This window comes from Cellulomonas sp. URHB0016 (assembly GCF_054057935.1).
Map to the genome: position 1 here is coordinate 2806721 of NZ_JBSRZU010000001.1, position 24440 is coordinate 2831160.

Genomic DNA, 24440 nt, shown 5'->3' on the forward strand with positions numbered 1-24440 from the left:
GCACGAGCGAGCAGGCGACAGGGACGGGCAGATCTGCCCGGGTCGGGGTCACGACGCTCCGTCCTCGGGGTCGATCCTCATGTGAGGTGGTCGAAGTCGCCGCGGGCCCACGCCGCATGCCGCTCGGCGGACCGCTGCACGACGCCCAGAGCGTCCTCCGGGACGACGTCCTGGAAGTTGTTGTAGAGCCGGTCGAACGGCCGCCGGGCCACGTGCTCCGCGAGCCGCAGGGCCACCGGGCCCGACAGCGGGAGCCGGTTGGGGTAGCTGCGCATGAAGCTCACGGACGTGCGGTCCGGGTTGGCCATGATCGTGTCCCCGGCGAGCAGCACGCCCCGGCCGTGCGCACCGGCCGCCCAGTGCACCACCGCGCTGCCGGGGAAGTGCCCGCCGGGCTGCGACAGGACGACGCCCGGCAGCACCTCCCGCTCGCCGCTCCACGTCTCGACGACCGGATCGGGTCGCTGCACCCAGCCGGCGTCGGCCTCGGCGACCAGCACCCGGACACCGCCGAGAGCGCGGCTCCACTCGACCTGCACGCCGTACATGTGCGGGTGGCTGGCGACGATCGCGACGACGTCCCCGACCGCCCTGACGGCCGCCACCGCCTCCTCGTCGAGGTAGCCGATCGGGTCCCACAGCAGCACTCCCGCGGGCGTGCGGAGCAGCTTGGTCTGCTGCGCGATGCCGACACCCGGCGTCGCCGAGAGGCCGAACAGGTCGGGCTCGAGCTCGACGACCTCGACCTCATGACCTTCTGCCTGCAGCTCGTCGAGCGTGGTCCAGCGCGTGCCGTCGGCCGGCACCCACTGGCGCTCGTCGGCACAGATCGGGCACACGTCGGGCCGTCCGGAGCTCTCCACGGCGCAGGTGCGGCAGATCCACCACGTCATGGCGTCGAGCATGGCACGCGGCACCCACGTCGTCGGCGTGCTCCCGGCCATCCGCCGAGCAGTAGCACTAGCAGCGGCTGATCCGCGGTGGGGTGGACTGCTGCTGGCCGGCATCCTCGCCAGGACAGGCGGGTCGTACGAGTGGGACTTCCCCGTCGGCGACGAGCTACGCCGCAGATGGCTCCGTACCGCGACGGACATCGGCGACCACGACCTCGAGGTGCGACTCGGCGCGCCGACGGTGCGCGTCTCCCTGGAGCAGCTCCGCGGGCGGGACACGCAGGTGACCCGCGTCGTGATCGGCTTCAACATTCACCACGACGAGGACGAAGGACTTCGCGCTGCCCGTGCGGACGTCGGGCGCTCGGGCTCCTAGGCCTCGATCGGGCAGACGGGCCCGAGAGCCACCGGGATCCGAGATGAAGGTCTGATGGAGATCGCGCCGTAGGGACCTGAAGTCCTACGACCTGCGGGGGTGTCCACTGGAAGGTAGGCGCACCCCACCAGTGGAGAGATCAGGATGCGCCGACGCCACCACCACCTGCACCGCCTCCCCGCAGCCGCCGGCGTCAGCCTCCTGCTCCTCCTTCCCGCCGCCCCAGGCTGGGCCACCGCCGACACGCTCACGCGTGAGCAGGCCGGCCCGGACACACCGGCCGTGCCCCACGTCACGGACGCCGGAGCCGGGCTCCGCAGCGTGGCTACCGCTGCGCAGGACGGATCGCCCGACATGGACGGCATGGACGGCATGGACGGCATGGATGACATGGCCGGCATGGACCACGGGAGCGCCCCCACCAGGAGCGAGGGACCGCACGACATGGACCAGATGGCCGGCATGAACCACGACGACACGTCCTCGCCGGGGGATGAGCAGGGTGCCGCTCGTCCGAGCCTCGGACGGGCACGCATGGTGGTGCTCACGGCCTTCGGTGCGGTGAATGCCGCCGTCCTCCTGACCGCTGCGCGGCGCCGTCGCACGAACCGCCTGCGTCCCCGGCGCCATCAGGGCGCCCCGGCGACCGCCTGACACGGACCAGCGAGAGACACCATGGCCCACCGAGCAAAGGAAACCTCGTGACCGCCGACGCATCGACCGTCGAGGAGGGCGCCGTCGTCGAGGACCCGGACGCCACGCCCGACCTGAGCCCGCCGCGCGTCGGTCACGACCTCATGACTGTCCCCTGGGTCGCTCGGATGCTGCGCAGCGGCTGGTACCCCAAGATCCTGCAGATACCGGTCACCGCGGTCTTCGGGCTGGTCGCGTTCCAGCTCCTCGTGGGGCCCGACGTCGCACACGACAACGCCGGCACCGCACTCATGTGGGTGCTGTGGTGGCCCGTCATCCCGATCGTCTTCGTGCTGCTCGGGCGGTTCTGGTGCGCCGTCTGTCCCTTCGGACTCATCTCGGACACGGTGCAGAAGTGGGTCGGGGTCAACCAACCAGTCCCCCGGTTCCTGAAGAACTACGGGATATGGCTGATCGACGCCTCGTTCCTGGCCATCACCTGGGCCGACCACGTGTGGGGCATCGTCGAGTCACCGTTCGGGTCGGGAGTCCTGCTGCTCCTCCTGACGACCGCCGTCATCGTGTCGGGCGCGTTCTTCCAGCGGCGCACGTTCTGTCGGTACCTGTGCTTCCTCGGAGGCTTGGCGGGCAACTACGCGCGCACCGGAATGGTCGAGCTGCGCGCCGACGCCGCCATCTGCCGTACCTGCTCGGCGAAGGCCGCCTGCTACAACGGCACCGACAAGGTCGCCGGGTGCCCGCTGTTCGCCTTCCCGCGGACGATGGAGGACTCGGCGAACTGCAACCTGTGTGCCAACTGCCTCAAGTCCTGCCCGAACGACGCGATCGCCGTCCGGTTGCGCAAGCCCACCTCCGAGCTGTGGTTCATCGCCAAACCCAAGACCGAGCAGTCCGCGCTCGCGATGGCGATCATGGGCATCGTCCTCATCCAGAACGTCACGATGCTCAGCGTCTGGCAGGACGTCCTCGACGAGATCGCCACCCTGACCGGCGTCACCAGCTACCCCGTCATCTTCACCGTCGCGTTCGCGCTCGCCGTGTCGCTGCCCCTCGGGCTGCTGACCCTTGCGAGCCGTGTCGCGGCGCAGGCCAACCTGGAGAGCACGTGGCAGAACTTCGCCCGGTTCGGGTACGCACTGATCCCCTTGGACGTGGCGGGACACCTCGCGCACAACCTGTTCCACCTGCTCGCCGAAGGCGGATCGGTCTACTACACCACCATGGGCATGCTCGGCGCGGATGTCACCGGTGACGCCGCCCTGGTCGGAGCCGGGACGATCCAGGCGCTGCAGTTCGGGCTGCTCGGGCTGGGGACGCTCGCCTCCGTCTACGCGGTGAAGCGGATCGCCTACCGGCGGTACCGGACACCGGCTCGCCGGCATGCCACCACCGCGCCGTACCTCGCCGTGATCGCGCTGCTCAGCATCGTGAACGTGTGGCTCTTCCTGCTGCCGATGGCCCACCGGATGTGACGTCCGACGTGCACGTCAGCGCCGTTCTGCCGCGACGTGGCCGGTGGGTGGCAGCACGACCGTGAACGTCGCCCCGCTGCCGAGGCCGGGGCTGTCGGCGGCGATCGTGCCGCCGTGCGCCTCGACGAGGGCCTTGCTGATGGCCAAGCCGATTCCTGACCCTCCGCGGGCGCGGTCGCGGGCGGTGTCCGCCCGGTAGAAGCGCTCGAAGACATGGGGCAGGTGCGCGGCACCGATCCCCTCACCGTCGTCGCTCACACGGACGACCAGGCAGCCAGCCCTGTCAGCCTCCGCCGACAGCGTCACGTGGCCCCCACGTGGTGTGTGCCGCACTGCGTTCGTCACGAGGTTGTCCAGGACCTGAGCCAGCCGATGGACGTCGACGTCGACGTCGGGAGCTCCTGGTGCAGCGTCACCCGCGAGGTGGACCCCTGCCGCCGCCGCTCGTTCGGCGCCGGCTCGGACCGCCGAGCCGACGAGGTCCGCAGCCGAGGTCCTGGCCATGTCGAGGACGAGGTCTCCCGACTCGGCCCTGGTCACCGCGGCCAGGTCGTCGGCCAGCCGGGTGAGGCGTCGCCCTTGCTCGCGAAGCAGGCGGACGGTCGCGTCGTCGAGGGGCTGCACGCCGTCCTCGACGGCCTCGAGATACGCGTCGATGGTCGAGACCGGGGTGCGCACCTCGTGCGCGACGTCGGCCAGGAGCCGCGTCCGCAACCGCTCGCCCTCGGCGAGGCGGCGCGCCATCGCGGAGAACGAGGCGGCGAGCTCGTCGAACTCTGTGCCCAGCCCGGCGGAGGTGACCGGGGCGTCGTAGTGGCCGGCGCCGACGCGGCGGGCCGCTGCCGTCAGCGACGTGAGGGAACGGCCGATCCGCCTGGTCAGCACGACGCTCACTGCGAACGACGCCGCGAGGGCCGCCAGCAGGGCGACGGCCAGCGACAGTGCGAACGCCGAGGTGAATGCCTCCTCGGCGTGGGTGACGCCAGGCCCCTGCATGTCCATGCCGGCCCGCACCATGTGCGTGTGGAACACCGGCGGTGCGATCGCGTCCGCGACGAGCCACGCCGTCAGCGTGCCGGTGAGCGTCACGACACCCAGCGCCGCCAGCAGCCGCGCGGCGAGTCCTCGGCGCGCCCACCAGCCGCTCACTGTCCTGTCCCCACCCGGTACCCGACGCCTCGGACCGTCCGGACGTACTGCTGACGATCGGCGGAGTCGCCGAGCTTCTGGCGGACGTGCAGCACGTGCACGTCCACGAGGTGCTCGTCGCCGACCCAGCCCGCCCCCCAGACCGCCTCGATGAGCGCCCGGCGGGTGAACGCGCGGGCCGGCTCGGCGGCCAACGCGGCCAGCACGTCGAACTCGGTCCGGGTCAGCAGCACCGCGGCTCCCGAGCGGAGAGCCTCCCGGCCGATCGGGTCGATCGTGAGGTCCCCCACCCGAAGCACAGGAACAGGGACCGCGGGTGCGGTCGGCATCCGGCGGGGACGGCGCATCAGCACGCCGACCCGGGCGATCAGCTCGCGTGGGCTGAACGGCTTCGTCATGTAGTCGTCGGCCCCCACAGAGAGCCCGATCAGCGTGTCGACCTCCTCGGCCCGCGCCGTCAGCATCAGCACGTAGCAGTCCGAGAACGTCCGCAGCCGCCGGCAGACCTCCACGCCGTCCAGGCCGGGCAGACCGAGGTCCAGGACGACGACGTCGGGATCCACCTCACGGAGCACGTCGACGGCGCAGGACCCGTCATGGACCAGGCGCACCTCGAAGCCGTCCCGTCTGAGGTAGCTGCCGATCACGGTGGCCAGCGGCACCTCGTCGTCGACCACCACCGCCCGCCGCGGCGCGACGGGGAGGTCCGATCGGTCGGGGAGCGGATCTGGACGGCTGGTCACCCGGCTCATTCTGCGCGTCAGGGGCCGCCCGACGTCGGCACACGGGGGTCGGCCGCGACCTTCATCGAATCTTCAGCGATCCGCGTTCCCCCGTGGGGAGTTCAGCACCGATGGTGGAAGACGGCCCGCGAACCGGCCGCCGAACCGTGCACCGCCATCCCCGCACTGCCCGGGATCTTCCACCGAGCCGCCGATCCCGGGGCACCGACCCACTGGAGCGCACGCCATGAGCTGCTGCGAGCAGACCTCCACCACCGAACCGACGACCTGAGCACCGAGATCCACCGAGGAGACGCCACGATGACCCGTCGCAGGAGACCACGCCGTCTGACCGCAGCCGGCGCCGCCGCTGCACTCGCGCTCACCTTGGCGGCCTGCGCCACCACAGAGCCGAGCGCCACAGAAGGTCAGGACAGCGCGGCCACAACAACCTCCGCCGCCGTGCACAACGACACGGACACCCAGTTCGCTCAGGCGATGATCGTCCACCACGAGGGCGCGATCGAGATGGCCGCGCTCGCCGCCAAGAACGCCAGCACAGCGGAGGTCCGCGAGCTGGCCGACAGCATCTCCCAGGCGCAAGGCCCCGAGATCGACCTCATGACAGGGTGGCTCGACGCCTGGGACGAGAGCACCGGGTCGGCCATGCCCGGCATGGACCACGACGGCATGGACATGGACGGCATGACCATGAACGGCCTGTCCCAGGACGAAGCGATGGGGCACCTCGACGGCGCGACCGGAGCAGACTTCGACCGACGCTTCCTCGACCTGATGATCGCCCACCACAAGGGCGCCATCGCGATGGCCGAGCAGGAGCTCGCCAACGGCTCCAACCCCGACGCCCTGAGCCTCGCCACGAAGATCAGCACGGACCAGCGCGCCGAGATCGCCACCATGACGGCCCTGCTCAACGGGCTGTGAGGGATGCCCTCAGTCAGTGGGGGACACCTGGCACGTTTCGACGTGGTGGTGGCGGAAGAGCTCCGCAGGTGACGCGCGTCGTGATCGGCTTCTGCATCCACGACGACGACGACGAAGGGCTTCGCGCTGCCCGTGCGGATGCCGGGCGCTCGGTCTCCTGGGCCCCGATCGGGCACCTCCACCATCGCAGGTGCCGCCGCGGGCGAGCTGATACGGATGCACCCGCCCGTCAGCCCTTCACTCCCGTGCCCCCGTCAGGCGTTCGCCTGACGGGGGCACGGGAGTGATCTCCTCAGTCGGCAGCGATCAGGAGCCCGACGGCAGATCGAGCACCGCAAGCGGGCCTGACGTCGAGATTCCCGAGTTCAGGCTCTTCCACCCGTTGTTGGACGCGGCTTCCCAGACCTGGCCGCCGTTGACGGTGTAGACGTACTTGACGCCGTCCATGGCCATCACGGCGAGGGGGCCGGAGGTGGCGATCCCGGAGTTGAGGTTCTTCCATCCGTTGTTGGACGCGGCTTCCCAGACCTGGCCGCCGTTGACGGTGTAGACGTACTTGACGCCGTCCATCGAGGTCACGGCGAGGGGGCCGGAGGTGGCGATCCCCGAGTTGAGGTTCTTCCATCCGTTGTTGGACGCGGCTTCCCAGACCTGGCCGCCGTTGACGGTGTAGACGTACTTGACGCCGTCCATCGAGGTCACGGCGAGGGGGCCGGAGGTGGCGATCCCGGAGTTGAGGTTCTTCCACCCGTTGTTGGACGCCGCTTCCCAGACCTGGCCGCCGTTGACGGTGTAGACGTACTTGACGCCGCCCATCGCGGTGACCGCCAGAGGGCCGGAGGTCGAGATCCCGGAGTTCAGGTACTTCCACCCGTTGTTCGACGCCGCTTCCCAGACCTGGCCGTTGATCACGGTGTAGACGTACTTGACGCCGTCCATCTCCAGCACCGCGAGCGGGCCCGAGGTGGGGATCCCCGAGTTGAGGTTCTTCCACCAGTTGCTCGACGCCGCTTCCCACACCTGGCCGCCGTTGACCGTGTACACGAACTTGATCGGCGCGCCCTTGACCGGCGGGGCCTGCGTGTTCTGGGTGATCCAGTCGCGCAGGGTGTCGAGGCGGGTGTCGGTGGCGCCTTGTCGGGTGGTGGTCTGTCCGAGGCAGCCGCCTTGGTAGGCGCTGTGGTGGAGGGCGAGCAGCTCGATGCCGGTGCTGGTGGTGCGCAGTGTGGGTCCGCCGGCGTCGCCCTTGCAGATGGTCGCGCCGGTCTCGTCGGCCTGCAGGTCGAGGGTGGCGGCGGCGACGTCGGTGATGGTGAACGCGGCGGCGTGTGCGGTGTCGGGCACCAGTGCGGTGGCCGTGCGCCCGTACCCGGTCACGGTGACGGTGTCGCCGGTGGCGGGGGGCGTGGTCGCGACCTTGACCGGGGCGACGTCGTTGACCTGGGTGGCGAGCTTGGCCAGGACGACGTCCTGGTCGGGGTGGGGCACCAGGAGGGTCACGCCCACGACCGTGCCGGCGGACCCGGTCAGGTCGACGCGTCCGATCGTGGCGGTGGTGGTCAGCGTCGGGGCGCCCTTGACCAGCGGTGCGCCGGTGGTCTGCTCGAAGCAGGACTTCGCGGTGATCACCCACCCGGGGCTGAGCAGCGCACCCGAGCAGGCGCCCTTGCCGCCGACGTCGACCTTCACCGTCGCGGCCGCGACCGCCCCGGTCGGCGTGGAACCGGCCACCGCGTACGCGGCCGGCACCCCCACCCCGACCAGCACCGCCGCGGTCGCACCGACACGGACCGCCCAGCCCTTGCGCACGCCCATCAACCCTCTGCTCTCCGCACACCCGCTGCCCGCGCTGTGCTCGTTGTGCTTGCTGTGCCCGTTCACCAGGCACCGAACCGCAGCTCGACCAAGATCGCCTGCGGCCGCTGCTCACCCTCACCGGGGTCGACGGCCACCGAGGTGTTCGCCGGCACCGTGTAGGTCTCCAACGCCTCACCGGGCAGCTTCGCCGTGGCCGCGACCGGCTTGTCGCCACCGCGCAGCAGGAACGTGTTGGGCACCTCCAAGGTCAAGAACCCCCGCGCCCCCGACGTGCCGAAGCAGAAGTACCCCAGATAGGGGTCCACGTCCGGCATCGACTCGACCTGGATCAGCCCCGGCGCGCACGGCTCCCCCGAGGAGACCACCTGGATGTGACCGTCCCCCTTGAACACCTTCAGACCATGCTCAGCCCAGATCGCCTCAGCCCCCGGGTAGGCGAAGTCCTCCACCAAGGACGACTGCACCTCCGTCCCCGGCTCACCGGCAGCTACGGCTGCACCACCACCGTTCACCGCCACCACCACACCGGCCACGACGGCCGACGCACCCAACAGACCCACAAGCCTCTTCACTGTCACTCCGATCGATCACGCGGCATCTGCCACCGCTGACGGCTGGAATCCATTCGTTGCACGTCAGCGGGGCGGAACCGTCGAGGTTCCGCCCCGCTGACCGTCATTGCGCCCGTCGTACGGCGCTCAGCGCACCGCCACCCGGTCCGGAAGGACCTCCGCGGCTCCGTTGACGCTCGTCCACCCGGCCGTGCCGGCGTCCGAGACCATCCACCGCCCGTCCCACGGGTTGGCGAAGAACACGTCCGCCTTGCCGTCGCCGTTCATGTCCGCGAGCTGGTACATGGTTGCCGGGATGCCCTGGGCGCCGTTGATGTTCCGCCAGCCGCCGACCGTCCCGTCGGAGATGAACCAGAGGCCGTCGCTGGGGCGGACCCAGAACACGTCCGCCTTCCCGTCGCCCGTCAGGTCGGCGAGACCCAGCTGGTCGTTCGGGACGCCCGCGTTGTTCACGGTCACCCATCCGGTCGTGCCGCTGTACGAGACCATCCACCGCCCGTCCCACGGGTTGGCGAGGAACACGTCGTCCTTGCCGTCGCCGTTGACGTCGGCGATCCGGAGCTGGTCCGTCCTGATCCCGGGGGCGCCGTTGATCTGACGCCACCCACCGACCGCGTCGTCCGAGACGAACCAGAGGCCGTCGCTGGGGCGGACCCAGAACACGTCGGCCTTGCCGTCGCCCATGAAGTCGCCGAGGGCGAGCTGGTCGTTCGGGACGCCCGCGTTGTTCACGGTGACCCAACCGCCCGTGCCGCCGTACGAGACCATCCACCGCCCGTCCCACGGGTTGGCGAAGAACACGTCGTCCTTGCCGTCGCCGTCGAAGTCGGCGAACCGGAGCATGTCCGTGCGGATCCCCGGGGCGCCGTTGACCGCCGCCCACGGAGTCGTGCCGCCGTACGACATCCGCCAGCGGCCGTCGGCCTGGCTCGCCCAGAACACGTCGGCCTTGCCGTCGCCGTCGAAGTCGGCCCCCTGAGCACTGCGCGTGTTCTGGGTGATCCAGTCGCGCAGGGTGTCGAGGCGGGTGTCGGTGGCGCCTTGTCGGGTGGTGGTCTGTCCGAGGCAGCCGCCTTGGTAGGCGCTGTGGTGGAGGGCGAGCAGCTCGATGCCGGTGCTGGTGGTGCGCAGTGTGGGTCCGCCGGCGTCGCCCTTGCAGATGGTCGCGCCGGTCTCGTCGGCCTGCAGGTCGAGGGTGGCGGCGGCGACGTCGGTGATGGTGAACGCGGCGGCGTGTGCGGTGTCGGGCACCAGTGCGGTGGCCGTGCGCCCGTACCCGGTCACGGTGACGGTGTCGCCGGTGGCGGGGGGCGTGGTCGCGACCTTGACCGGGGCGACGTCGTTGACCTGGGTGGCGAGCTTGGCCAGGACGACGTCCTGGTCGGGGTGGGGCACCAGGAGGGTCACGCCCACGACCGTGCCGGCGGACCCGGTCAGGTCGACGCGTCCGATCGTGGCGGTGGTGGTCAGCGTCGGGGCGCCCTTGACCAGCGGTGCGCCGGTGGTCTGCTCGAAGCAGGACTTCGCGGTGATCACCCACCCGGGGCTGAGCAGCGCACCCGAGCAGGCGCCCTTGCCGCCGACGTCGACCTTCACCGTCGCGGCCGCGACCGCCCCGGTCGGCGTGGAACCGGTCACCGCGTACGCGGCCGGCACCCCCACCCCGACCAGCACCGCCGCGGTCGCACCGACACGGACCGCCCAGCCCTTGCGCACGCCCATCAACCCTCTGCTCTCCTCACACCCGTCACGCCCGCTGTGCCCGCTGCCCGCGCTGTGCTCGTTGTGCTTGCTGGGCCGGTTCACCAGGCACCGAACCGCAGCTCGACCAAGATCGCCTGCGGCCGCTGCTCACCCTCACCGGGGTCGACGGCCACCGAGGTGTTCGCCGGCACCGTGTAGGTCTCCAACGCCTCACCGGGCAGCTTCGCCGTGGCCGCGACCGGCTTGTCGCCACCGCGCAGCAGGAACGTGTTGGGCACCTCCAAGGTCAAGAACCCCCGCGCCCCCGACGTGCCGAAGCAGAAGTACCCCAGATAGGGGTCCACGTCCGGCATCGACTCGACCTGGATCAGCCCCGGCGCGCACGGCTCCCCCGAGGAGACCACCTGGATGTGACCGTCACCCTTGAACACCTTCAGACCATGCTCAGCCCAGATCGCCTCAGCCCCCGGGTAGGCGAAGTCCTCCACCAACGAGGACTGCACCTCCGTCCCCGGCTCACCGGCAGCGACGGCCGCCCCACCACCGTTCAACGCCACCACCACACCGGCCACCACCACCGGCAACCCCAACAAACCCACCAACCTCTTCACCATCACTCCTATCGATCATTGGTCCGACAACTGGATTGCAGGGTTGGATTACGCACACGGCCGCGTGGACGACAATCGCTCACCCGTCTTTTGGCCAGAGAAAGAGCGGTTCAGCCCTGAAAGAATGTCAGTTCAGGTCCGTATGAGCCGTCTTCGACGGCTTGCACGATGAACTCGCGGTCCGGGTACTCGTATCTGAGTGCCGACCGCCAAAACCATGCCATGGGCTCGGCAAGACGCTGCGCCTCCGCTTCGGAAAACCCTGCGCTGGGCAGCAAGTCCCAGACATGGACATGGTTCGAAATGCGCTCGACATCCGCCACGTCCCCCAAGCGCGTGAACCAGTCGTCGACCACCGCCTGGTCGAACGCAAACTCGAGCAGCACCGCTCCTCGGTACTCGATGAACGGCGGAGAAAGGAAGCAGATGACGGCCGCGAGCATGGACGCAGAGATCGTCGCTTCCATGTACGGACGAGGGTCAGCGGCAGCGTCGCGCAAAAAGACGTTCAGGTCGTTGAACTCCCGCAGATTCAACACAGGTCGATCGGTCATAGGCACCATCCCTTGGGAATGTCGTCCGGACCTGCCGGCGTCGCATGACTCAGCTGCCTGGGAAAGAGGCGACCGTCCGGGGCCTCGTCGCGTGTCCACTCCTGCACGTGCGGTGTGGGCACGCCCCCGTGCGCGGCGCCGACCAGGTCGACACGCTTCACGATGACACCGTCAGAGTCGTAGACCGCGTAGTTGCTGATCTTGCCGTTCTGCGTTCGGAACAGAATCCCGTCCGCCGGGCCCCCAGCATCCCGCGAACCGCCCACCGGAAACTTCCCCCCCGCGGTCCATTCCGTCGCGCCGGAAAGGTCAATCCCATCCGAGTTGTGGACGAGAACGTCGACGAGCCCTACGTGGTAAGTGTGGAGGTCCGCGACCGTGAGATTGTACGCAGCGCCGAGCCGGCGGGTGCTGAGGTCGACCGCACGGGTGACCGTCAGGGTATTGCCGTCGGCAGCAAGCACCTTTTCCCCGAGTCGGAGGTCTTCGGTGCCTTCCCACTTCTTGTCCGAGACGGACCAGAAAGGATGATCTTCCGTCGTGACGATCAGGTCACCGTCGACCTCGAACTCGAACAGGTCGTCTTGGTGCATCAGCACCCGGGTTACAGTCCTGCTGCCCTGCATCCCCGAGGTTGGATCGGTGGCGATGACCTCGTCGCCTACGGTGATTTCCGAAATTGGTACACGTTGGCCATCGGCCAGGAGCACGGGCGTGTCGGCACCGAAGCTGTTCCCGGCTCGGCAGACGGCGCCCAGCGGGATGTCGTCGAGGTTCGCTCGCCTACCGGCCGTCAGCCCGTTGAGAATCGTGTCGACGTACTCTCGAAGCTTGTTTGTCAGCCTGGCCACCTTGGCGCCGCCTGCTGCGGCGCCCAAGATCGGCGCCATGGCAAGTAGCGAGAGTCCGGCGCCACCCCAGTCGCCGCGGGCCGCGGAGACGGCCGTGTCCAACGCGTCGCACACCTCGCCGACCGCAGGGACCAGCCCGCACAGCCCGAGGGCGAGCTGCGCGACGTCCCACATCAGCTCCTTGTTGTCTCCCAGAAACTGTCTGAACTCGCCATACATCTGGCAGCCCAACGAGTCCCGGTTTGACGGCGCGTCGCACTTGGCCGGGTCCAGCATCACCTGCCCGAATGCCTTGAACCCGTCCACGCACACGTCGGGCGAGCCGAGTGCGGTGTCGACGGAGGTCAAGCAGCTCCAGTACCGCTGAGTGTCGATCGCGGCTCCGACGCCGTCGGGTCCGGTGCCGGGTTCGGTGCGTCGGTCGTCTACCTCCCACTGCTTGAGCCGGGCGGTGTAAGTCGCCGCTGCTTCGTTGGCTGCCTGGTTCGCGGCAGCAGCGTCCGAGCCGGCGCTGTCAGCAGCCGCCCGCGCATCCTGCTTCGCCCACTGCGCCTCAGCTGCATCCACGCTCGCTCGCTTGGCCGCCGCCGATGCGGTCAAGGCGGAGCGTGCGGCGTTGTTCGCGGACGCCTGTGCTTGGGCTGCTGCGTTCTTGGCGGTTTGTGCGGAGGCGGCGGCTTGGTCGGCGGAGGTCTTGGCGGCTGCGGCGGACTGGTTGGCTGTGGCGGCGTAGCCGGCGGCTTGTTGTGCGGCGGCTGCGGCCTGGTCGGCGGCAGCGGCTGCCTCGGTGGCGGCGCCGGCGGCGACGGCAGCGACCCGGCGGGCCTCGGCGGCGTCACCGACGGCTTTCTGGGCGTACTGCTGGGCCTGGGCGACCAGGCCTTGCACGGCCTGCACGTGCGCGGTCTGTTCGGTGTCGCGTTGGGCTGCTTTGAACTGGCCCACGGTCAGGAAGTACGACCCGTACGAGGCGGGTCCGGCCAGGGCGACCTGGGCGGCGGCCTTGACCTCCGGGCCGCCGGCGTCCAGCACCCGGGCGATCTCGACGCGCTGGTCGGCCGCCCGGGCGGTGTACTGCCCGGCCCGCAGGAACTCGTGCGCCGCAGCGGCGGTCCCGGCCAGTGCTTTCTGGGTCCCGGCATACAGGGCCGGTCCGGGTTTGGCGGCCAGGATCCGCGCGAGCGCGAGCCGGTCGTCGGCGGCCTTGCGCGGGTAGGCCCTCGTGCGCAGGAACGTGGCCACGGCGGCGTCGTCACCGTCCAGGGACGCCCGCGCGGCGACCTTCTGCTGCCCCTCGGGCAACGTGTCGACCAGGTGCCAGACCCGGGCCCGGTCGTCCTGCCCGGCCGCCGCCACCCGGCCCTGGCTCAGCCAGGACCGCAGCACGGTCTCGTCACCGGCCAGCGCCTCGGCCGCGGCGGCCTTGGTCCACTCCCCACCGGTGGACATCAACGCCAACGCCGCCCGACGCCCCTTGTCCAGCACCGTCTGCGTGGACGCGCCCGACGCGCCCGCCTCCGTGAGCAGCGTCTGGGTGGCCGCTGGGATGCGGGCGTCCTCGGCGGTGTCCCACAACACCGCCCGGTCCCACCCGGCCAGCTCCCCACCCGCCGCCGCGGCGGCCTGCTCGTCGGCAACCGCGGCCTGCGCGTCGGCGACACCCTGCTCGGTGGCCTCCGCCAACCGGGCCGCATCCGCCTCCCGGGCCAGCTTCTCCACCTCGACCGCCGCGGCCGCGGCAGCGACCGCGACCTGCGAGGCCGCGGTCGCGGCCGTCGCGTGCTCGGCGGACTTGGCGGCAGCCACCGACGCGTCCCCGGCCGCACCGGCCGCCTCGTCGGCGGCCAACGCCGCCAGCCGGGCGTGCTCACCGGCCTGCCGGGCGAACTCGAACGCCTCATCAGAGGCCGCCGCTGCGTCCTCGGCGAAGCCCAACGCCCGCTGCGCCGCACTCGCCGCCCGGGCCGACTGCACCTTCGCCGAGGCCGCCGCGGCCCGGGTCCGCTTCGCCTGCGCCGCCGAGACCCCCGCCTGCCTCGAGGCCAAGTCGGCCGCGACCGCCGCCGCATCGGCGTTCACCGACGCACTCAACGCCGCACCCGCCGCGGTGCGGGCCTGCGCCAACGCCGCGTCCCGCTGCGCCTTGACCTCGTTGAGGACCACCAGCTGCGCCGCGGCGTCCCGGGCGGCCTGCGCCGCGACCCGCGCCGCGGACGCCTTACCCGCATCCGTGCGGGCCGCCGCCGCCGCCGACTGCGCCGCCGCCGCCGCCCGCGCCGTCAACGACGCCGCCGCCGTCGCCTGCCGGGCACCGTCCGCCGCGGTCTGCGCCGCCCGCAACGCCGCACTCGAGGCCGACACCGCCTCCGCAGCAGCACCCTCCGCCGCCGCGGCCGCGTCCGCGGCCCGACCCGCAGCCGCCGACGCGCCGTCCGCCGCACCACCGGCCGCACCCGCCTGCGCCAACGCCTCACCCGCCGCGGCCTTGGCCCGCTCCGCCGCCGACACCGCCCGCGCCGAAGCCTCCGTCGCGTCCGCCGCCTCGGTCGCGGTCACCGCACCGGCCTGCCGGGCCTGCTCGGTCAGCCCTCGCACCGTGGCCAGCTCCGCATCCCGGGCCCGCGCCACGAACTGACCGTTCGCCAAGAACTCGTGCAGATCCTCCGCCGTGCCCGCCAACGCGCCCTGCGCCGCCGCGTCCAACGCCGCGCCGGATTTGTTCGCCGCACCGGTCAGCATCGTCGCGGCCATCAGCCGCTCATCGGCATACCGCGCCGCCGCCAACCCCGAGGACAAGAACTGCGACCACGCCGCCGCATCACCGGCCAACGCCGCCTGCGCCGCCGCCCGCGTCGCCGGCCCGCCGCTGTCCAGCGCCCGCGCCACCCGCAACCGCTCGTCCGCGGTCCACGCCGTGCGGAACCCCCCGTCGACGAACTCCCGCAACGACGCATCCGAACCGGCCAGCGCCGCCACCGCCGCAGCCTTCAACGACGGACCATCCGTGCTGGCCAGCACCTGCGCCGAAGCCCGGTAGTCCTCCGCCAACGCCGACTCGAACCCGGCATCCACGAACGCCGCCAGATCCTCGTCCGACCCCAGCAACGCCGCCTCAGCCGCACGCCGCACCGACGGCGTCCCCGACGCCACCAACGACACCACCCACGACCGGTCAGCCACCCCGGCGCCGTCCTCGACCGCGACCGCAGGCAACCCGCCCACCGTGCAGCCCAGAACCACCGCCACGACACCAGCAACCAACGACCGCACAGCAGCGCCCACCACGAGCTCCCCCTCAGACCGACCCACCACGTCGGACAACCACCCACCCGGCGACCACCCGCTGAACACCCACCCGCCCGCAACAGCACCCCAACGAACCGACAAGAACCGGCACGCCAGAACACCATCGAGGGGAGCGGACCACGTCACCGTAGGTGCCAGACGGGTCACAGGTGAGCGCTTTGGCGATGACTCCGAACGAACATTCGACCAACCGACCCGGCAGGTCCCGGCAAACACTCGTCCGTGAGCTCGGCCACCGGACCCCTGCACCAGCCACGAACCAGGCCCGCTACGACGTCCCAGCTCGGCGTCCGCGCAGATCACGGCCACCCTCGACGACGAGCGTCCGCCACGGCCCGGCGCGGCCCCCTCCCGGCCGCACCGTCCGCCCCCGCCACGCTCGTTCACCCGGACGGCTGATGTGGCATCCGGGTGACGCCTGTGACAACACGGGAGGACGGAACGCCCTCAGTCAGCGGCCCGTTCCACGTCACCTGAAGCGGCACTCCCCGGGAAGCGACGACCGACCGGCGCGCATGCAGGACCTCGGGGAACAGCCGTCGTCGCGGTGATCGTGACCGGCGAGCCCGCCTCGCGAGAGTCGCCCTCAGGAAATCTGAAGGTTCGACCGGCCATCGTCCCCGACATGTCGACGAGCGAACCCACCGCAGTGCACCTGCCCCGAGCGGTCCCGCGAGCCGCCAGCCGCGTCCCGGAGGTCGCGGCGATCTTCTGGGTCACGAAGGCGCTGACGACGGCGATGGGCGAGTCTGCGTCCGACTTCCTGGTGCGTGCGATGCCGCCGGAGGTCGCGGTGCTCCTCGGTGCCGTGGCCTTCGCGGTGGCTCTGACGATCCAGCTCCGCGCGCGTCGGTACGTGGTGTGGAGGTACTGGTTCGCCGTGTCGATGGTGGGGGTGTTCGGCACGATGGCTGCCGACGTCGTGCACGTCGGCCTCGGTGTCCCGTACGCCGTGTCGACGACGTTCTTCGCCGTGGCCCTCGCCGTGGTGTTCGTCCTGTGGTCGGTCACGGAGAAGACGCTCTCGATCCACAGCATCCGCACGGGTCGTCGCGAGCTCTTCTACTGGGCGGCCGTCATGACCACCTTCGCGCTGGGGACAGCCGCCGGTGACCTGCTCGCCGTGACGCTCCACCTCGGCTACCTGACCGCCGGGCTCGTGTTCAGCGCGATGCTGTTGATCCCGGCGGTCGGCTATCGCTGGTTCGGCATGAACGGCGTCCTCGCCTTCTGGTTCGCCTACGTGATGACCCGTCCCGTCGGGGCCTCGTTCGCCGACTGGCTCGGTGTCCCCGCCGAGCGGGGTGGTCTCGGGCTCGGTTCCGGGCGAGTCGCGCTCGTCCTGAGCCTGGCCATCGTCGCGCTGGTGCTGAAGATGACGCTCGACCGACGAGCGGAGCCCCGGACGTTAGCGTGACCGGCATGGTTCGGCACCTGCGCACCGTCCGCGCACGGTCGGCGATGGTGGCCATGGGCGCTGTTGCGGTGACTCTCGTCCTGGCGTGTCTCGGCCTGCTGGTCGTGCTGCATGCCTCGGTCGAGCGGAACGCGGTCTCGGCGGCGACCACCCGGGCGCACGACGTCGCCGCCGAGCTCACGGCGGACGGCGCCGTCACGGACGGTCTCAACCTGGAGCCCGGGCCGGGCGACGATGCCTCCATCCAGCTCGTCGACTCAGGCACGGTGGTCGCGGCCAGCCCGGATCTCGCCGGCTACCCGCCGCTGACGGCCGAACCCGCTCCCGCCGACCGGCCGGTGCAGGTGTCCGGCGCGGAGGTCCCCGGACCCGGTGAGGGCCCCTACGTCACCGTCGCGCTCGGTGTCGACGGTGTCACCGGCGTCGACACGGTGATCGTGCGGCAGTCCTACGCCGACGGCAACGAGACCGTGACGGACGCCGCGCAGGCCATGCTCGTCACCGTCCCGCTCCTCGTGGCCGTCGTCGGCGTGGTCACCTACCTGCTCACGGGACGCGCCCTCCGCCCCGTCGAGCAGATCCGAGCACGCACGGCCCAGATCGGTGAGGCGGACCTGGACACCCGGATCGACGTCCCCGAGACGGGCGACGAGATCGCGCGGCTGGCCGTGACGCTCAACGGGATGCTCGACCGGCTGCACGCGGCACAACAGGCTCAGGTCAGGTTCGTCGCCGATGCGAGCCACGAGCTTCGCAGCCCACTGGCCGCCGCGCGTGCCGAGCTCGACGTGGCTGCCCACGACCCCGAGCACCAGGACTGGCGAGCCACGGCCCGCGTGCTCCGCGCCTCGAACGAACGGATGCAGCAGCTCGTCGACGACCTGCTCGTCCTGGCCCGGACCGCTGAGAGCGGTGCGCCGGGGAGGGACGACGACGTCGACCTCGATGATGTCGTCGAACGTGTCGGGTTCGCCCTGCGTCCGCCGGCGGGGATCTCGGTGGAGGTGTCCACGGAGCCTGTCCGCGTGCGTGGAAGCCTCGGCGAGCTGGTGCGCGCGGTGCAGAACCTCGCCGACAACGCGGTCCGACATGCGCACGGTCGCGTCCGGCTGTCTGTCCGCGGCGCCGACGGGTGGGCGCTGGTCGAGGTCGCAGACGACGGGGACGGCATCGCCGCACCGGACCGCGAGCTCGTCTTCGACCGGTTCGTCCGGCTCGACGAGGGCCGTGCGCGCTCGGCGGGGGGCTCCGGCCTCGGGCTCGCCATCGTCCGCGGCATCGCCGGGTCGCACGGCGGCCGTGTGCGCGTCGTCGAGTCCGACCTGGGCGGTGCCGCGTTCGTCGTCGAGCTCCCGGGGGCTCAGTCCTCGTCGACGACCCGGTAGCCCATCCCTCGGACCGTCGCGATGGACCGTCGTCCGAACGGGGTGTCGACCTTGCGGCGCAGGTAGCTGATGTACACCTCGACGACGTTCGGGTCGCCCTCGAACGCCGAGTCCCACACGTTGTCGAGGATCTCCGACTTGGTCACGACGTCGCCGCCGCGCCGCATCAGGAGCTCCAGGACGCCGTACTCGCGCGGCGTCAGCGTGATCTCGCTCCCGCCTCTCGCGACCCGACGACGTGCAGGCTCGAGGCGAAGGTCGCCGATCGACAGGACCACCGGGCGCTCCGGTGCGCCGCGTCGCACCAGTGCGCGCAGGCGGGCCAGGAGGATCTCGAACGAGAACGGTTTGGCCAGGAAGTCGTCGGCGCCCCGGTCGAACACCCCGATCTCGACCTCGTCCCCCTCTCGCGCCGTCAGCACGAGCACCGGCGTCCACACACCGCGTTCCCGCAGACCGACGAGGACGTCGCTGCCGCTGATCCCCGGCAGCATGAGGTCCAGGACGATCGCGTCGTAGGGGTTCTCGGTCGCTGCCCACAGTCCGTCGACGCCGTCGGCCATGACGTCGACGGCCATCCCCTCGCTCTCGAACCCCCGGCGCAGGGCATCGGCGATCGCGGGTTCGTCCTCGACGACCAGCACCTTCACGTGGTCGGCACCTGCTTTCAGGGGATCCTCAGCATCGTTCCGTGAGCGTACGTCCCATGACATCGAACGCCCCGACAGGCCCGAGCACCGCGAGGCGCGTGCTGAACAAGGTTCCCGAGATCACCGTCTTCTTCTGGGTGATCAAGGTGCTGGCCACGACGGTCGGTGAGACGTTCGCCGACTACCTGACCGAGACCCTGGGCATGACGTTGGGCGTCGCCAGCCTCGTCGTCGGTGCCCTCCTGGTGATCACGCTGGTCGGGCAGTTCCGCGCCTCCCGCTACGTCGCACCTCTGTACTGGCTGGCCGTCGTCCTGATCAGCGTCGTCGGGACCCTGATCACCGACAACCTCGTCGACGGCTACGGGGTGCCCCTGTGGGTCACGACCGTCGTCTTCGCCGTCGCCCTCGCCGTCACGTTCGCGGTCTGGCACCGCCTGGAGCACACGCTCTCGATCCACTCGATCACCAGCACCCGCCGCGAGGCCTTCTACTGGCTGGCGATCCTGTTCACGTTCGCGCTCGGCACCGCCGCCGGCGACCTGCTCGCCGAGGGCCTCGGCCTGGGCTACCTCGCCTCGGTCGCCCTCTTCGCCGCAGCCCTCGGTGTCGTTGCTCTGGCGCACTACCGCTTCGCGCTCGGTGCGGTGCTGTCGTTCTGGGCGGCGTACATCCTGACCCGTCCGTTGGGCGCCTCCATCGGCGACCTGCTCTCGCAGCCGAAGGCCGACGGCGGGCTCGGGCTCGGCACCACGGTGACGAGCCTGGTCTTCCTCGTGGCGATCGCGGGCATCGTCGTCTACCTGTCGATCACCCAGCGCGACGTCGAGACGGCACAGCCTGACCCGGTGCCCGTGGCCGACGCGTGACGGGGTACGCACCCGTCGCCGGAACCGGCCCGTCCGCTCTCACCGGCGTGGCGGCCGGGGCAGTCAGCGGGGACGCTCCGAGCCCGGTGGATCCCGGAGCGATCAGCCCCCGGACGGCCCGGGTCGACGAGCCCCGACCCGTCCGGCAAGCAGACGCGCCGTGACGACGGCCGCGACGGACTCCGCGGCGAGCAGCCCGACGAGGACGAGCAGCTGGACCTGGGCGGCTTCCGCCGGCGATGCGCCGCCGAGCAGCAGGCCGACGAACGCGCCCGGCAGCACGACGATGCCGGCGTTCCGCGTCTGGTCCAGGGCCGGGACGAGGGAACGAGCAACAGCGCGCTTCGCCTGGGTCGCGACGGCCTGTCGGGGCCTCGCGCCCAGCGCGAGCCATCCCTCGACGACGTCCCACTCGCCGGCGACGTCGTCCTTCAGCCGGCCTCCCGCCAGGCTCGCAGCGGTCATGGCACCTCCGACGATCTGCGCGGCGAACGGGACGACCGTCTCGGCGCGCGTCGGCAACGCCCCGCTGGCCAGCACCGGCACGACCGCCGCCGTCGCACCGGCAGCGATCGCCAGCAGGAGCGGAGCGAACGATGCCCGGCCGAGGCCGATCCGGCGCGTCGACGTCCAGGCGGCCGCGCCGAGCATCAGCGCGAGGTAGAGCACCGTCGCCTCGGGATGCCGGAACACCCAGCCGATCAGCAGGGCGACCACGGTCAGCTGGACCGCTGCTCGCGCGACCGCGACGAGTGCGTCGCGACGGACGTCCACGCGCGCCAGACTCAGCGTCCCGAGGGTGATCGCGACGAGCGTGACCAGCGCGACGGCCAGCTTCCCGACGGGAGCGGCGGTCACGGTGCCCGACCCGGCGCTCGCTCCACGCCTGAACGCTACGGCGAGCGAACGCACATCGCCGCGACGGCGCTCCCGCACGGCGCCACGCTCCGCACCCACCGCCCGGCGCACGTCGCCGGGCTGGAGGACCTCGTCGACGTCCGAGTGCCCTGGGCTACGACCTGAACTCCAGCAGGTAACCGGTCCAGTCCCTGCGGCCCGGCAGCGTGCGCTTGCAGCAGGCGAAGTGGACGATCCCGCCCCCTGCCCGGGCGATCCTCTCGAGGAGCGTGGACAGCAGCGTGTTCTCGGCGACAGTCACGGCGCCGCCGCGGACCGTGAGGTTGAGCGGTGGGCTCACGGTGTAGTTCTCCGCCTGCTCGCCCGGCCCGACGACCTCGGGGAACGGGTCCGGCACCGGCTTCTTCACCGACCCGCCGTTCTGCAGGAGATGCACGTCGCCGGCCGACGGCGGGTTCCCCAGCTCGATGGCGTTGGCGACCCGCTGCTCCAGGAGCGCACCGTCGGGCAGGTAGAAGAACAGGTGCACGCCCTGCGGAACGGTGAACGTCGTGCCGACGGCTCGGCGCCGGGTGCCCTCGGCTGGCTGCTTGGCCAGCATCTGCCGGTTGAGGGCGCCGTGCCCGCTGATCACGGTGCCGTACACCTGGTGGAAGGTCTTCTGCAGCCACGCCATCTGCGTCTCGTCCCACGGCGTCCGAGCGGGGAGCGCGGTGAACGCGTCGTGCAGGGTGGTCAGCACCGAAGGTCCTCGGTCCGGGTAGAGCTGCTGCGCCACCGTCTGCTGGAAGAGGCCGGTCTGCTCCTCCTGCGTGCCTGGCACGGGCTCGCCGTCCAGGTCGATCCGGCTGCGTTGCACCGCGCGGCCGGCCACCGATCGGCCGCGCTCGGCGCCGGGGCCGGCCAGCAGCGCGGCGACGGCGGCGTTGCCCGCTGTCCGCTGGAGCGCGACGAGCGACGGCACCCCCGACGGCGCTGCGGCGACCACGGACGGCCGTCGGGCCGACGTGTCGACGACCTCACGCTCCGCGCGGTCCGGCGACCGGCGTCTGCTCGTCCCCTGCGGCATGCGGCCAGGATCGCAGAGCCCTCGGCACGGCGCTCGGCAGCAAGCCGCACCGCGGGTCCAGGATCGAGGCATGCACCCGGACGCGGCGAAGGCCGGGTGCACATGCCCCCGCACCCGGCCTTCGTCGTTCGCCGGTGCGGCGGCGCTCCTCAGCGCGCGCTCCGGCCCTCGAGCGTGAGCGGCCCCTAGCTCACGTCGTCGTCCACCCAGTCGAAGGTCCTGGTCACGGCCTTCTTCCAGAGCCGGTACTGCCGGTCGCGCTCACCGGTGTCCATCGAGGGCGACCAGCGCTTGTCCTCGGCCCAGTTGTCGATCACGTCCTGCTCGCCGGACCAGAACCCGACGGCGATGCCCGCGGCGTACGCGGCGCCCAGCGCGGTGGTCTCGGCGACCTTGGGGCGGACCACGTCGACGCCGAGGATGTCGGCCTGGAACTGCATGAGCGCCTCGTTGGCGACCATGCCGCCGTCGACCTTGAGCTCGGTGAGGTCCACGCCGGAGTCGGCGTTCATCGCGTCGAGCACCTCCCGGGTCTGGAAGGCCGTGGACTCCAGGGCGGCCCGCGCGATGTGGCCCTTGTTGACGTACCTCGTGAGCCCGACGAGCGCGCCGCGTGCGTCCGAGCGCCAGTACGGCGCGAACAGGCCCGAGAACGCCGGCACGAAGTACGCCCCGCCGTTGTCGTCGACGGTCCTGGCGAGCTCCTCGATCTCCGGTGCGCTGCTGATGATCCCGAGGTTGTCGCGCAGCCACTGCACCAGCGAGCCGGTGACGGCGATGGACCCCTCCAGCGCGTAGACCGCGGGGGCGTCGCCGATCTTGTAGCAGAGCGTGGTGAGCAGCCCGTTCTTCGACGCGACCGGTGACGTGCCGGTGTTGAGCAGCATGAAGTTGCCCGTGCCGTACGTGTTCTTCGCATGGCCGACCTCGAAGCAGGCCTGGCCGAAGGTGGCGGCCTGCTGGTCGCCGAGGATGCCCGCGATGGGCACGCCCGGCACCATCCCGCCCTCACGGCCGGTGCCGTACACCTCGGACGACGAGCGGATCTCCGGGAGCATCGAGACGGGGATGCCCATCTCGCCGGCGATCTCCTCGTTCCACGTGAGGCTGTCGAGGTTCATCAGCATGGTGCGCGACGCGTTGGTGACGTCGGTGACGTGCACGCCGCCGTCGACGCCGCCGGTCATGTTCCACAGCACCCAGGTGTCGGTGTTGCCGAACACGAGGTCGCCGCGCTCCGCCCTCTCGCGGGCCCCGTCCACGTTGTCGAGGACCCAGCGGACCTTCGGGCCGGAGAAGTACGTCGCGAGCGGTAGGCCGACCCGGTCCTTGTACCGTTCGGCGCCGCCGCCGAGCGCCCCCAGCTCCTCGGTGATCTTGGCCGTGCGGGTGTCCTGCCAGACGACCGCGTTGTAGACCGGCTTGCCGGTGGTCCGGTCCCACACCACGGCCGTCTCGCGCTGGTTGGTGATGCCGACGGCGGCGAGGTCGCGGTACGTGATGTTGGCCCGCGTCAGGGCGAGGCCGACGACCTCACGGATGTTCGTCCAGATCTCCTCCGGGTCGTGCTCGACCCACCCGGCCCTGGGGAAGATCTGCTCGTGCTCCTTCTGGCCGGTGGCGACGATCTGGCCGCCGTGGTCGAACACGATCGCGCGGGAGCTCGTCGTCCCCTGGTCGATGGCCAGGACGTACTGGGTGTCGGGCATGGTGCGGTCATTCCTTCCGGGAGCTGTCGGGGGCGGTGCCGTTCACGCGCCGGTCACGTGTAGGCGGCACCGGCCAGGCCGGCGAGCACGCCGCCGATGACCGGGCCGAGGACCGGCACCCAGGAGTAGGACCAGTCGCTCGTGCCCTTGCCGCGGATGGGTAGCACGAAGTGCGCGATGCGAGGGCCGAGGTCACGGGCCGGGTTGATCGCATACCCGGTGGGACCACCGAGGCTGGCGCCGATGCCGACGACGACGAGCGCGACGGCGAGCGGGCCCAGGCCCGACGGGGTCTTGCCCGAGGCGACGACGAAGAACACCAGGACGAACGTGGCGATGATCTCGGTGAGCAGGTTCCAGGTGTAGGAGCGGATGGCCGGGCCGGTGGAGAAGACGGCGAGCTTGACGGCCGGGTCGGCGTCCTCGTCGAAGTGCTTCTTGTACGCCACGTACGCGAGCACCGCGCCGATGAACGCCCCGATGAACTCGGCGAGGATGTACCAGAACGCGTTGCCGGCCGTGGGCTGGATCGTCGCGGTGACGTGGCCGCCGGGTCCGGTCAGCGTGGCGAACGGCATGTCGGCGGCCAGCAGCCCGAGAGTCACGGCCGGGTTGAGGTGCGCCCCGGACTTGAAGGCCACGTACACGCCGGAGAACACGCCGAGGCCCCATCCGAAGTTGATGAGGAGCCATCCGCCGTTGAAGCCCTTGTTGGCGGGCAGGACCACGTTCGCCACGACCCCGGTGCCCAGCAGGATCAGAGTCGCGGTGCCGAGGATCTCGGAGACGAACGCGTGGGACATGAGAGTGTCCACGAGCTACCCCTTCTGTTGACGTCGTTGTCACGTGCGCCCCG

At 71.0% G+C, this 24440-nt stretch carries 21 protein-coding genes; 7 read left to right on the forward strand and 14 right to left on the reverse strand.

Annotated elements, in window-relative coordinates; all coding sequences use genetic code 11:
* Window positions 1-77: 77 nt before the first annotated feature.
* Window positions 78-893, reverse strand: coding sequence for a hydrolase (locus ACVW07_RS12935; protein WP_456819640.1), 816 nt, complete (start codon window positions 891-893; stop codon window positions 78-80).
* 10 nt (window positions 894-903) lie between these two features.
* Between ACVW07_RS12935 and ACVW07_RS12940 the strand changes: the two genes are divergently transcribed.
* The 3 genes from ACVW07_RS12940 (at window position 904) to ACVW07_RS12950 (ending at window position 3395) form a co-directional block, all read left to right on the forward strand.
* Window positions 904-1269, forward strand: coding sequence for a hypothetical protein (locus ACVW07_RS12940; protein WP_456819641.1), 366 nt, complete (start codon window positions 904-906; stop codon window positions 1267-1269).
* 144 nt (window positions 1270-1413) lie between these two features.
* The gene (locus ACVW07_RS12945) at window positions 1414-1923 is read left to right on the forward strand and encodes a hypothetical protein (protein ID WP_456819642.1); all 510 of its coding nucleotides are present in this window, start codon (window positions 1414-1416) and stop codon (window positions 1921-1923) included.
* Window positions 1924-1970: 47 nt separating this feature from the next.
* Window positions 1971-3395 (forward strand): 4Fe-4S binding protein, encoded by a 1425-nt coding sequence (locus ACVW07_RS12950; RefSeq protein WP_456819643.1) that lies wholly within the window; start codon window positions 1971-1973, stop codon window positions 3393-3395.
* A 15-nt stretch (window positions 3396-3410) separates the two neighbouring features.
* Here the strand turns inward: ACVW07_RS12950 and ACVW07_RS12955 are convergent, their stop codons facing one another.
* Together ACVW07_RS12955 and ACVW07_RS12960 are read right to left on the reverse strand one after the other, a co-directional pair.
* Window positions 3411-4544 carry a HAMP domain-containing sensor histidine kinase gene (locus tag ACVW07_RS12955; protein ID WP_456819644.1) on the reverse strand — a complete coding sequence of 378 codons (1134 nt, stop codon included), beginning with the start codon at window positions 4542-4544 and terminating at the stop codon, window positions 3411-3413.
* Entirely contained in the window at window positions 4541-5296 is a 756-nt protein-coding gene (locus ACVW07_RS12960) for a response regulator (protein ID WP_456819645.1), read from the reverse strand. The genes ACVW07_RS12955 and ACVW07_RS12960 overlap by 4 nt, the downstream gene beginning before the upstream one ends.
* 432 nt (window positions 5297-5728) lie before the next feature.
* Here ACVW07_RS12960 and ACVW07_RS12965 point away from each other — a divergent pair, with 432 nt between their 5' ends.
* Window positions 5729-6211: a DUF305 domain-containing protein gene (locus ACVW07_RS12965; RefSeq protein WP_456819646.1), complete on the forward strand. Its 483-nt coding sequence runs from the start codon at window positions 5729-5731 to the stop codon at window positions 6209-6211.
* A 306-nt stretch (window positions 6212-6517) separates the two neighbouring features.
* On the opposite strand, the gene ACVW07_RS12970 is transcribed toward ACVW07_RS12965, so the two are convergent.
* The 6 genes from ACVW07_RS12970 to ACVW07_RS12995 form a co-directional block, all read right to left on the reverse strand.
* On the reverse strand, window positions 6518-8026 hold the full coding sequence (locus ACVW07_RS12970) for a S1 family peptidase (RefSeq protein WP_456819647.1): 1509 nt from the start codon (window positions 8024-8026) through the stop codon (window positions 6518-6520).
* Window positions 8027-8088: 62 nt separating this feature from the next.
* Window positions 8089-8601, reverse strand: coding sequence for a hypothetical protein (locus ACVW07_RS12975; protein ID WP_456819648.1), 513 nt, complete (start codon window positions 8599-8601; stop codon window positions 8089-8091).
* Window positions 8602-8727: 126 nt separating this feature from the next.
* The gene (locus ACVW07_RS12980) at window positions 8728-10323 is read right to left on the reverse strand and encodes an FG-GAP-like repeat-containing protein (RefSeq protein ID WP_456819649.1); all 1596 of its coding nucleotides are present in this window, start codon (window positions 10321-10323) and stop codon (window positions 8728-8730) included.
* An 80-nt stretch (window positions 10324-10403) separates the two neighbouring features.
* Complete coding sequence (locus tag ACVW07_RS12985; protein WP_456819650.1) at window positions 10404-10898, reverse strand: hypothetical protein; 495 nt, start codon at window positions 10896-10898, stop codon at window positions 10404-10406.
* 128 nt (window positions 10899-11026) lie between these two features.
* On the reverse strand, window positions 11027-11470 hold the full coding sequence (locus ACVW07_RS12990) for a hypothetical protein (protein WP_456819651.1): 444 nt from the start codon (window positions 11468-11470) through the stop codon (window positions 11027-11029).
* Window positions 11467-15603, reverse strand: a complete 4137-nt coding sequence (locus ACVW07_RS12995; RefSeq protein ID WP_456819652.1) for a polymorphic toxin-type HINT domain-containing protein — start codon at window positions 15601-15603, stop codon at window positions 11467-11469. The genes ACVW07_RS12990 and ACVW07_RS12995 overlap by 4 nt, the downstream gene beginning before the upstream one ends.
* A 649-nt stretch (window positions 15604-16252) precedes the next feature.
* Here ACVW07_RS12995 and ACVW07_RS13000 point away from each other — a divergent pair.
* Window positions 16253-17044 carry a COG4705 family protein gene (locus ACVW07_RS13000; protein ID WP_456819653.1) on the forward strand — a complete coding sequence of 264 codons (792 nt, stop codon included), beginning with the start codon at window positions 16253-16255 and terminating at the stop codon, window positions 17042-17044.
* 5 nt (window positions 17045-17049) lie between these two features.
* A complete protein-coding gene (locus tag ACVW07_RS13005; protein WP_456819654.1) occupies window positions 17050-18429 on the forward strand; it encodes a sensor histidine kinase in 1380 nt (459 codons plus the stop codon).
* On the opposite strand, the gene ACVW07_RS13010 is transcribed toward ACVW07_RS13005, so the two are convergent.
* Complete coding sequence (locus tag ACVW07_RS13010; RefSeq protein WP_456819655.1) at window positions 18405-19079, reverse strand: response regulator transcription factor; 675 nt, start codon at window positions 19077-19079, stop codon at window positions 18405-18407. The two genes, ACVW07_RS13005 and ACVW07_RS13010, sit on opposite strands and share 25 nt — an antisense overlap.
* A gap of 56 nt (window positions 19080-19135) precedes the next feature.
* On the opposite strand from ACVW07_RS13010, the gene ACVW07_RS13015 reads away from it, so the two are divergent.
* A complete protein-coding gene (locus ACVW07_RS13015; RefSeq protein WP_456819656.1) occupies window positions 19136-19948 on the forward strand; it encodes a COG4705 family protein in 813 nt (270 codons plus the stop codon).
* Window positions 19949-20050: 102 nt separating this feature from the next.
* On the opposite strand, the gene ACVW07_RS13020 is transcribed toward ACVW07_RS13015, so the two are convergent.
* The 4 genes from ACVW07_RS13020 to ACVW07_RS13035 form a co-directional block, all read right to left on the reverse strand.
* Window positions 20051-20806, reverse strand: coding sequence for an ABC transporter permease (locus tag ACVW07_RS13020; RefSeq protein WP_456819657.1), 756 nt, complete (start codon window positions 20804-20806; stop codon window positions 20051-20053).
* Between the two features lie 154 nt (window positions 20807-20960).
* Window positions 20961-21875: a putative adhesin gene (locus ACVW07_RS13025; RefSeq protein ID WP_456819658.1), complete on the reverse strand. Its 915-nt coding sequence runs from the start codon at window positions 21873-21875 to the stop codon at window positions 20961-20963.
* A gap of 185 nt (window positions 21876-22060) precedes the next feature.
* The gene (gene glpK / locus ACVW07_RS13030; protein ID WP_456819659.1) at window positions 22061-23584 is read right to left on the reverse strand and encodes a glycerol kinase GlpK; all 1524 of its coding nucleotides are present in this window, start codon (window positions 23582-23584) and stop codon (window positions 22061-22063) included.
* A 53-nt stretch (window positions 23585-23637) separates the two neighbouring features.
* Window positions 23638-24387: an MIP/aquaporin family protein gene (locus ACVW07_RS13035; protein WP_456821081.1), complete on the reverse strand. Its 750-nt coding sequence runs from the start codon at window positions 24385-24387 to the stop codon at window positions 23638-23640.
* Window positions 24388-24440 lie beyond the last annotated feature (53 nt).

Excerpts from the sequence above, each read along its gene's own strand:
- ACVW07_RS12935 (WP_456819640.1), bottom strand. The coding sequence starts at position 893 with ATGACGTGGTGGATCTGCCGCACCTGCGCCGTGGAGAGCTCCGGACGG.
- ACVW07_RS12940 (WP_456819641.1), top strand. The coding sequence starts at position 904 with ATGGCACGCGGCACCCACGTCGTCGGCGTGCTCCCGGCCATCCGCCGA.
- ACVW07_RS12945 (WP_456819642.1), top strand. The coding sequence starts at position 1,414 with ATGCGCCGACGCCACCACCACCTGCACCGCCTCCCCGCAGCCGCCGGC.
- ACVW07_RS12960 (WP_456819645.1), bottom strand. The coding sequence starts at position 5,296 with ATGAGCCGGGTGACCAGCCGTCCAGATCCGCTCCCCGACCGATCGGAC.
- ACVW07_RS12970 (WP_456819647.1), bottom strand. The coding sequence starts at position 8,026 with ATGGGCGTGCGCAAGGGCTGGGCGGTCCGTGTCGGTGCGACCGCGGCG.
- ACVW07_RS12980 (WP_456819649.1), bottom strand. The coding sequence starts at position 10,323 with ATGGGCGTGCGCAAGGGCTGGGCGGTCCGTGTCGGTGCGACCGCGGCG.
- ACVW07_RS12990 (WP_456819651.1), bottom strand. The coding sequence starts at position 11,470 with ATGACCGATCGACCTGTGTTGAATCTGCGGGAGTTCAACGACCTGAAC.
- ACVW07_RS13000 (WP_456819653.1), top strand. The coding sequence starts at position 16,253 with ATGTCGACGAGCGAACCCACCGCAGTGCACCTGCCCCGAGCGGTCCCG.
- ACVW07_RS13005 (WP_456819654.1), top strand. The coding sequence starts at position 17,050 with ATGGTTCGGCACCTGCGCACCGTCCGCGCACGGTCGGCGATGGTGGCC.
- ACVW07_RS13015 (WP_456819656.1), top strand. The coding sequence starts at position 19,136 with ATGACATCGAACGCCCCGACAGGCCCGAGCACCGCGAGGCGCGTGCTG.
- ACVW07_RS13025 (WP_456819658.1), bottom strand. The coding sequence starts at position 21,875 with ATGCCGCAGGGGACGAGCAGACGCCGGTCGCCGGACCGCGCGGAGCGT.
- glpK (WP_456819659.1), bottom strand. The coding sequence starts at position 23,584 with ATGCCCGACACCCAGTACGTCCTGGCCATCGACCAGGGGACGACGAGC.
- ACVW07_RS13035 (WP_456821081.1), bottom strand. The coding sequence starts at position 24,387 with ATGTCCCACGCGTTCGTCTCCGAGATCCTCGGCACCGCGACTCTGATC.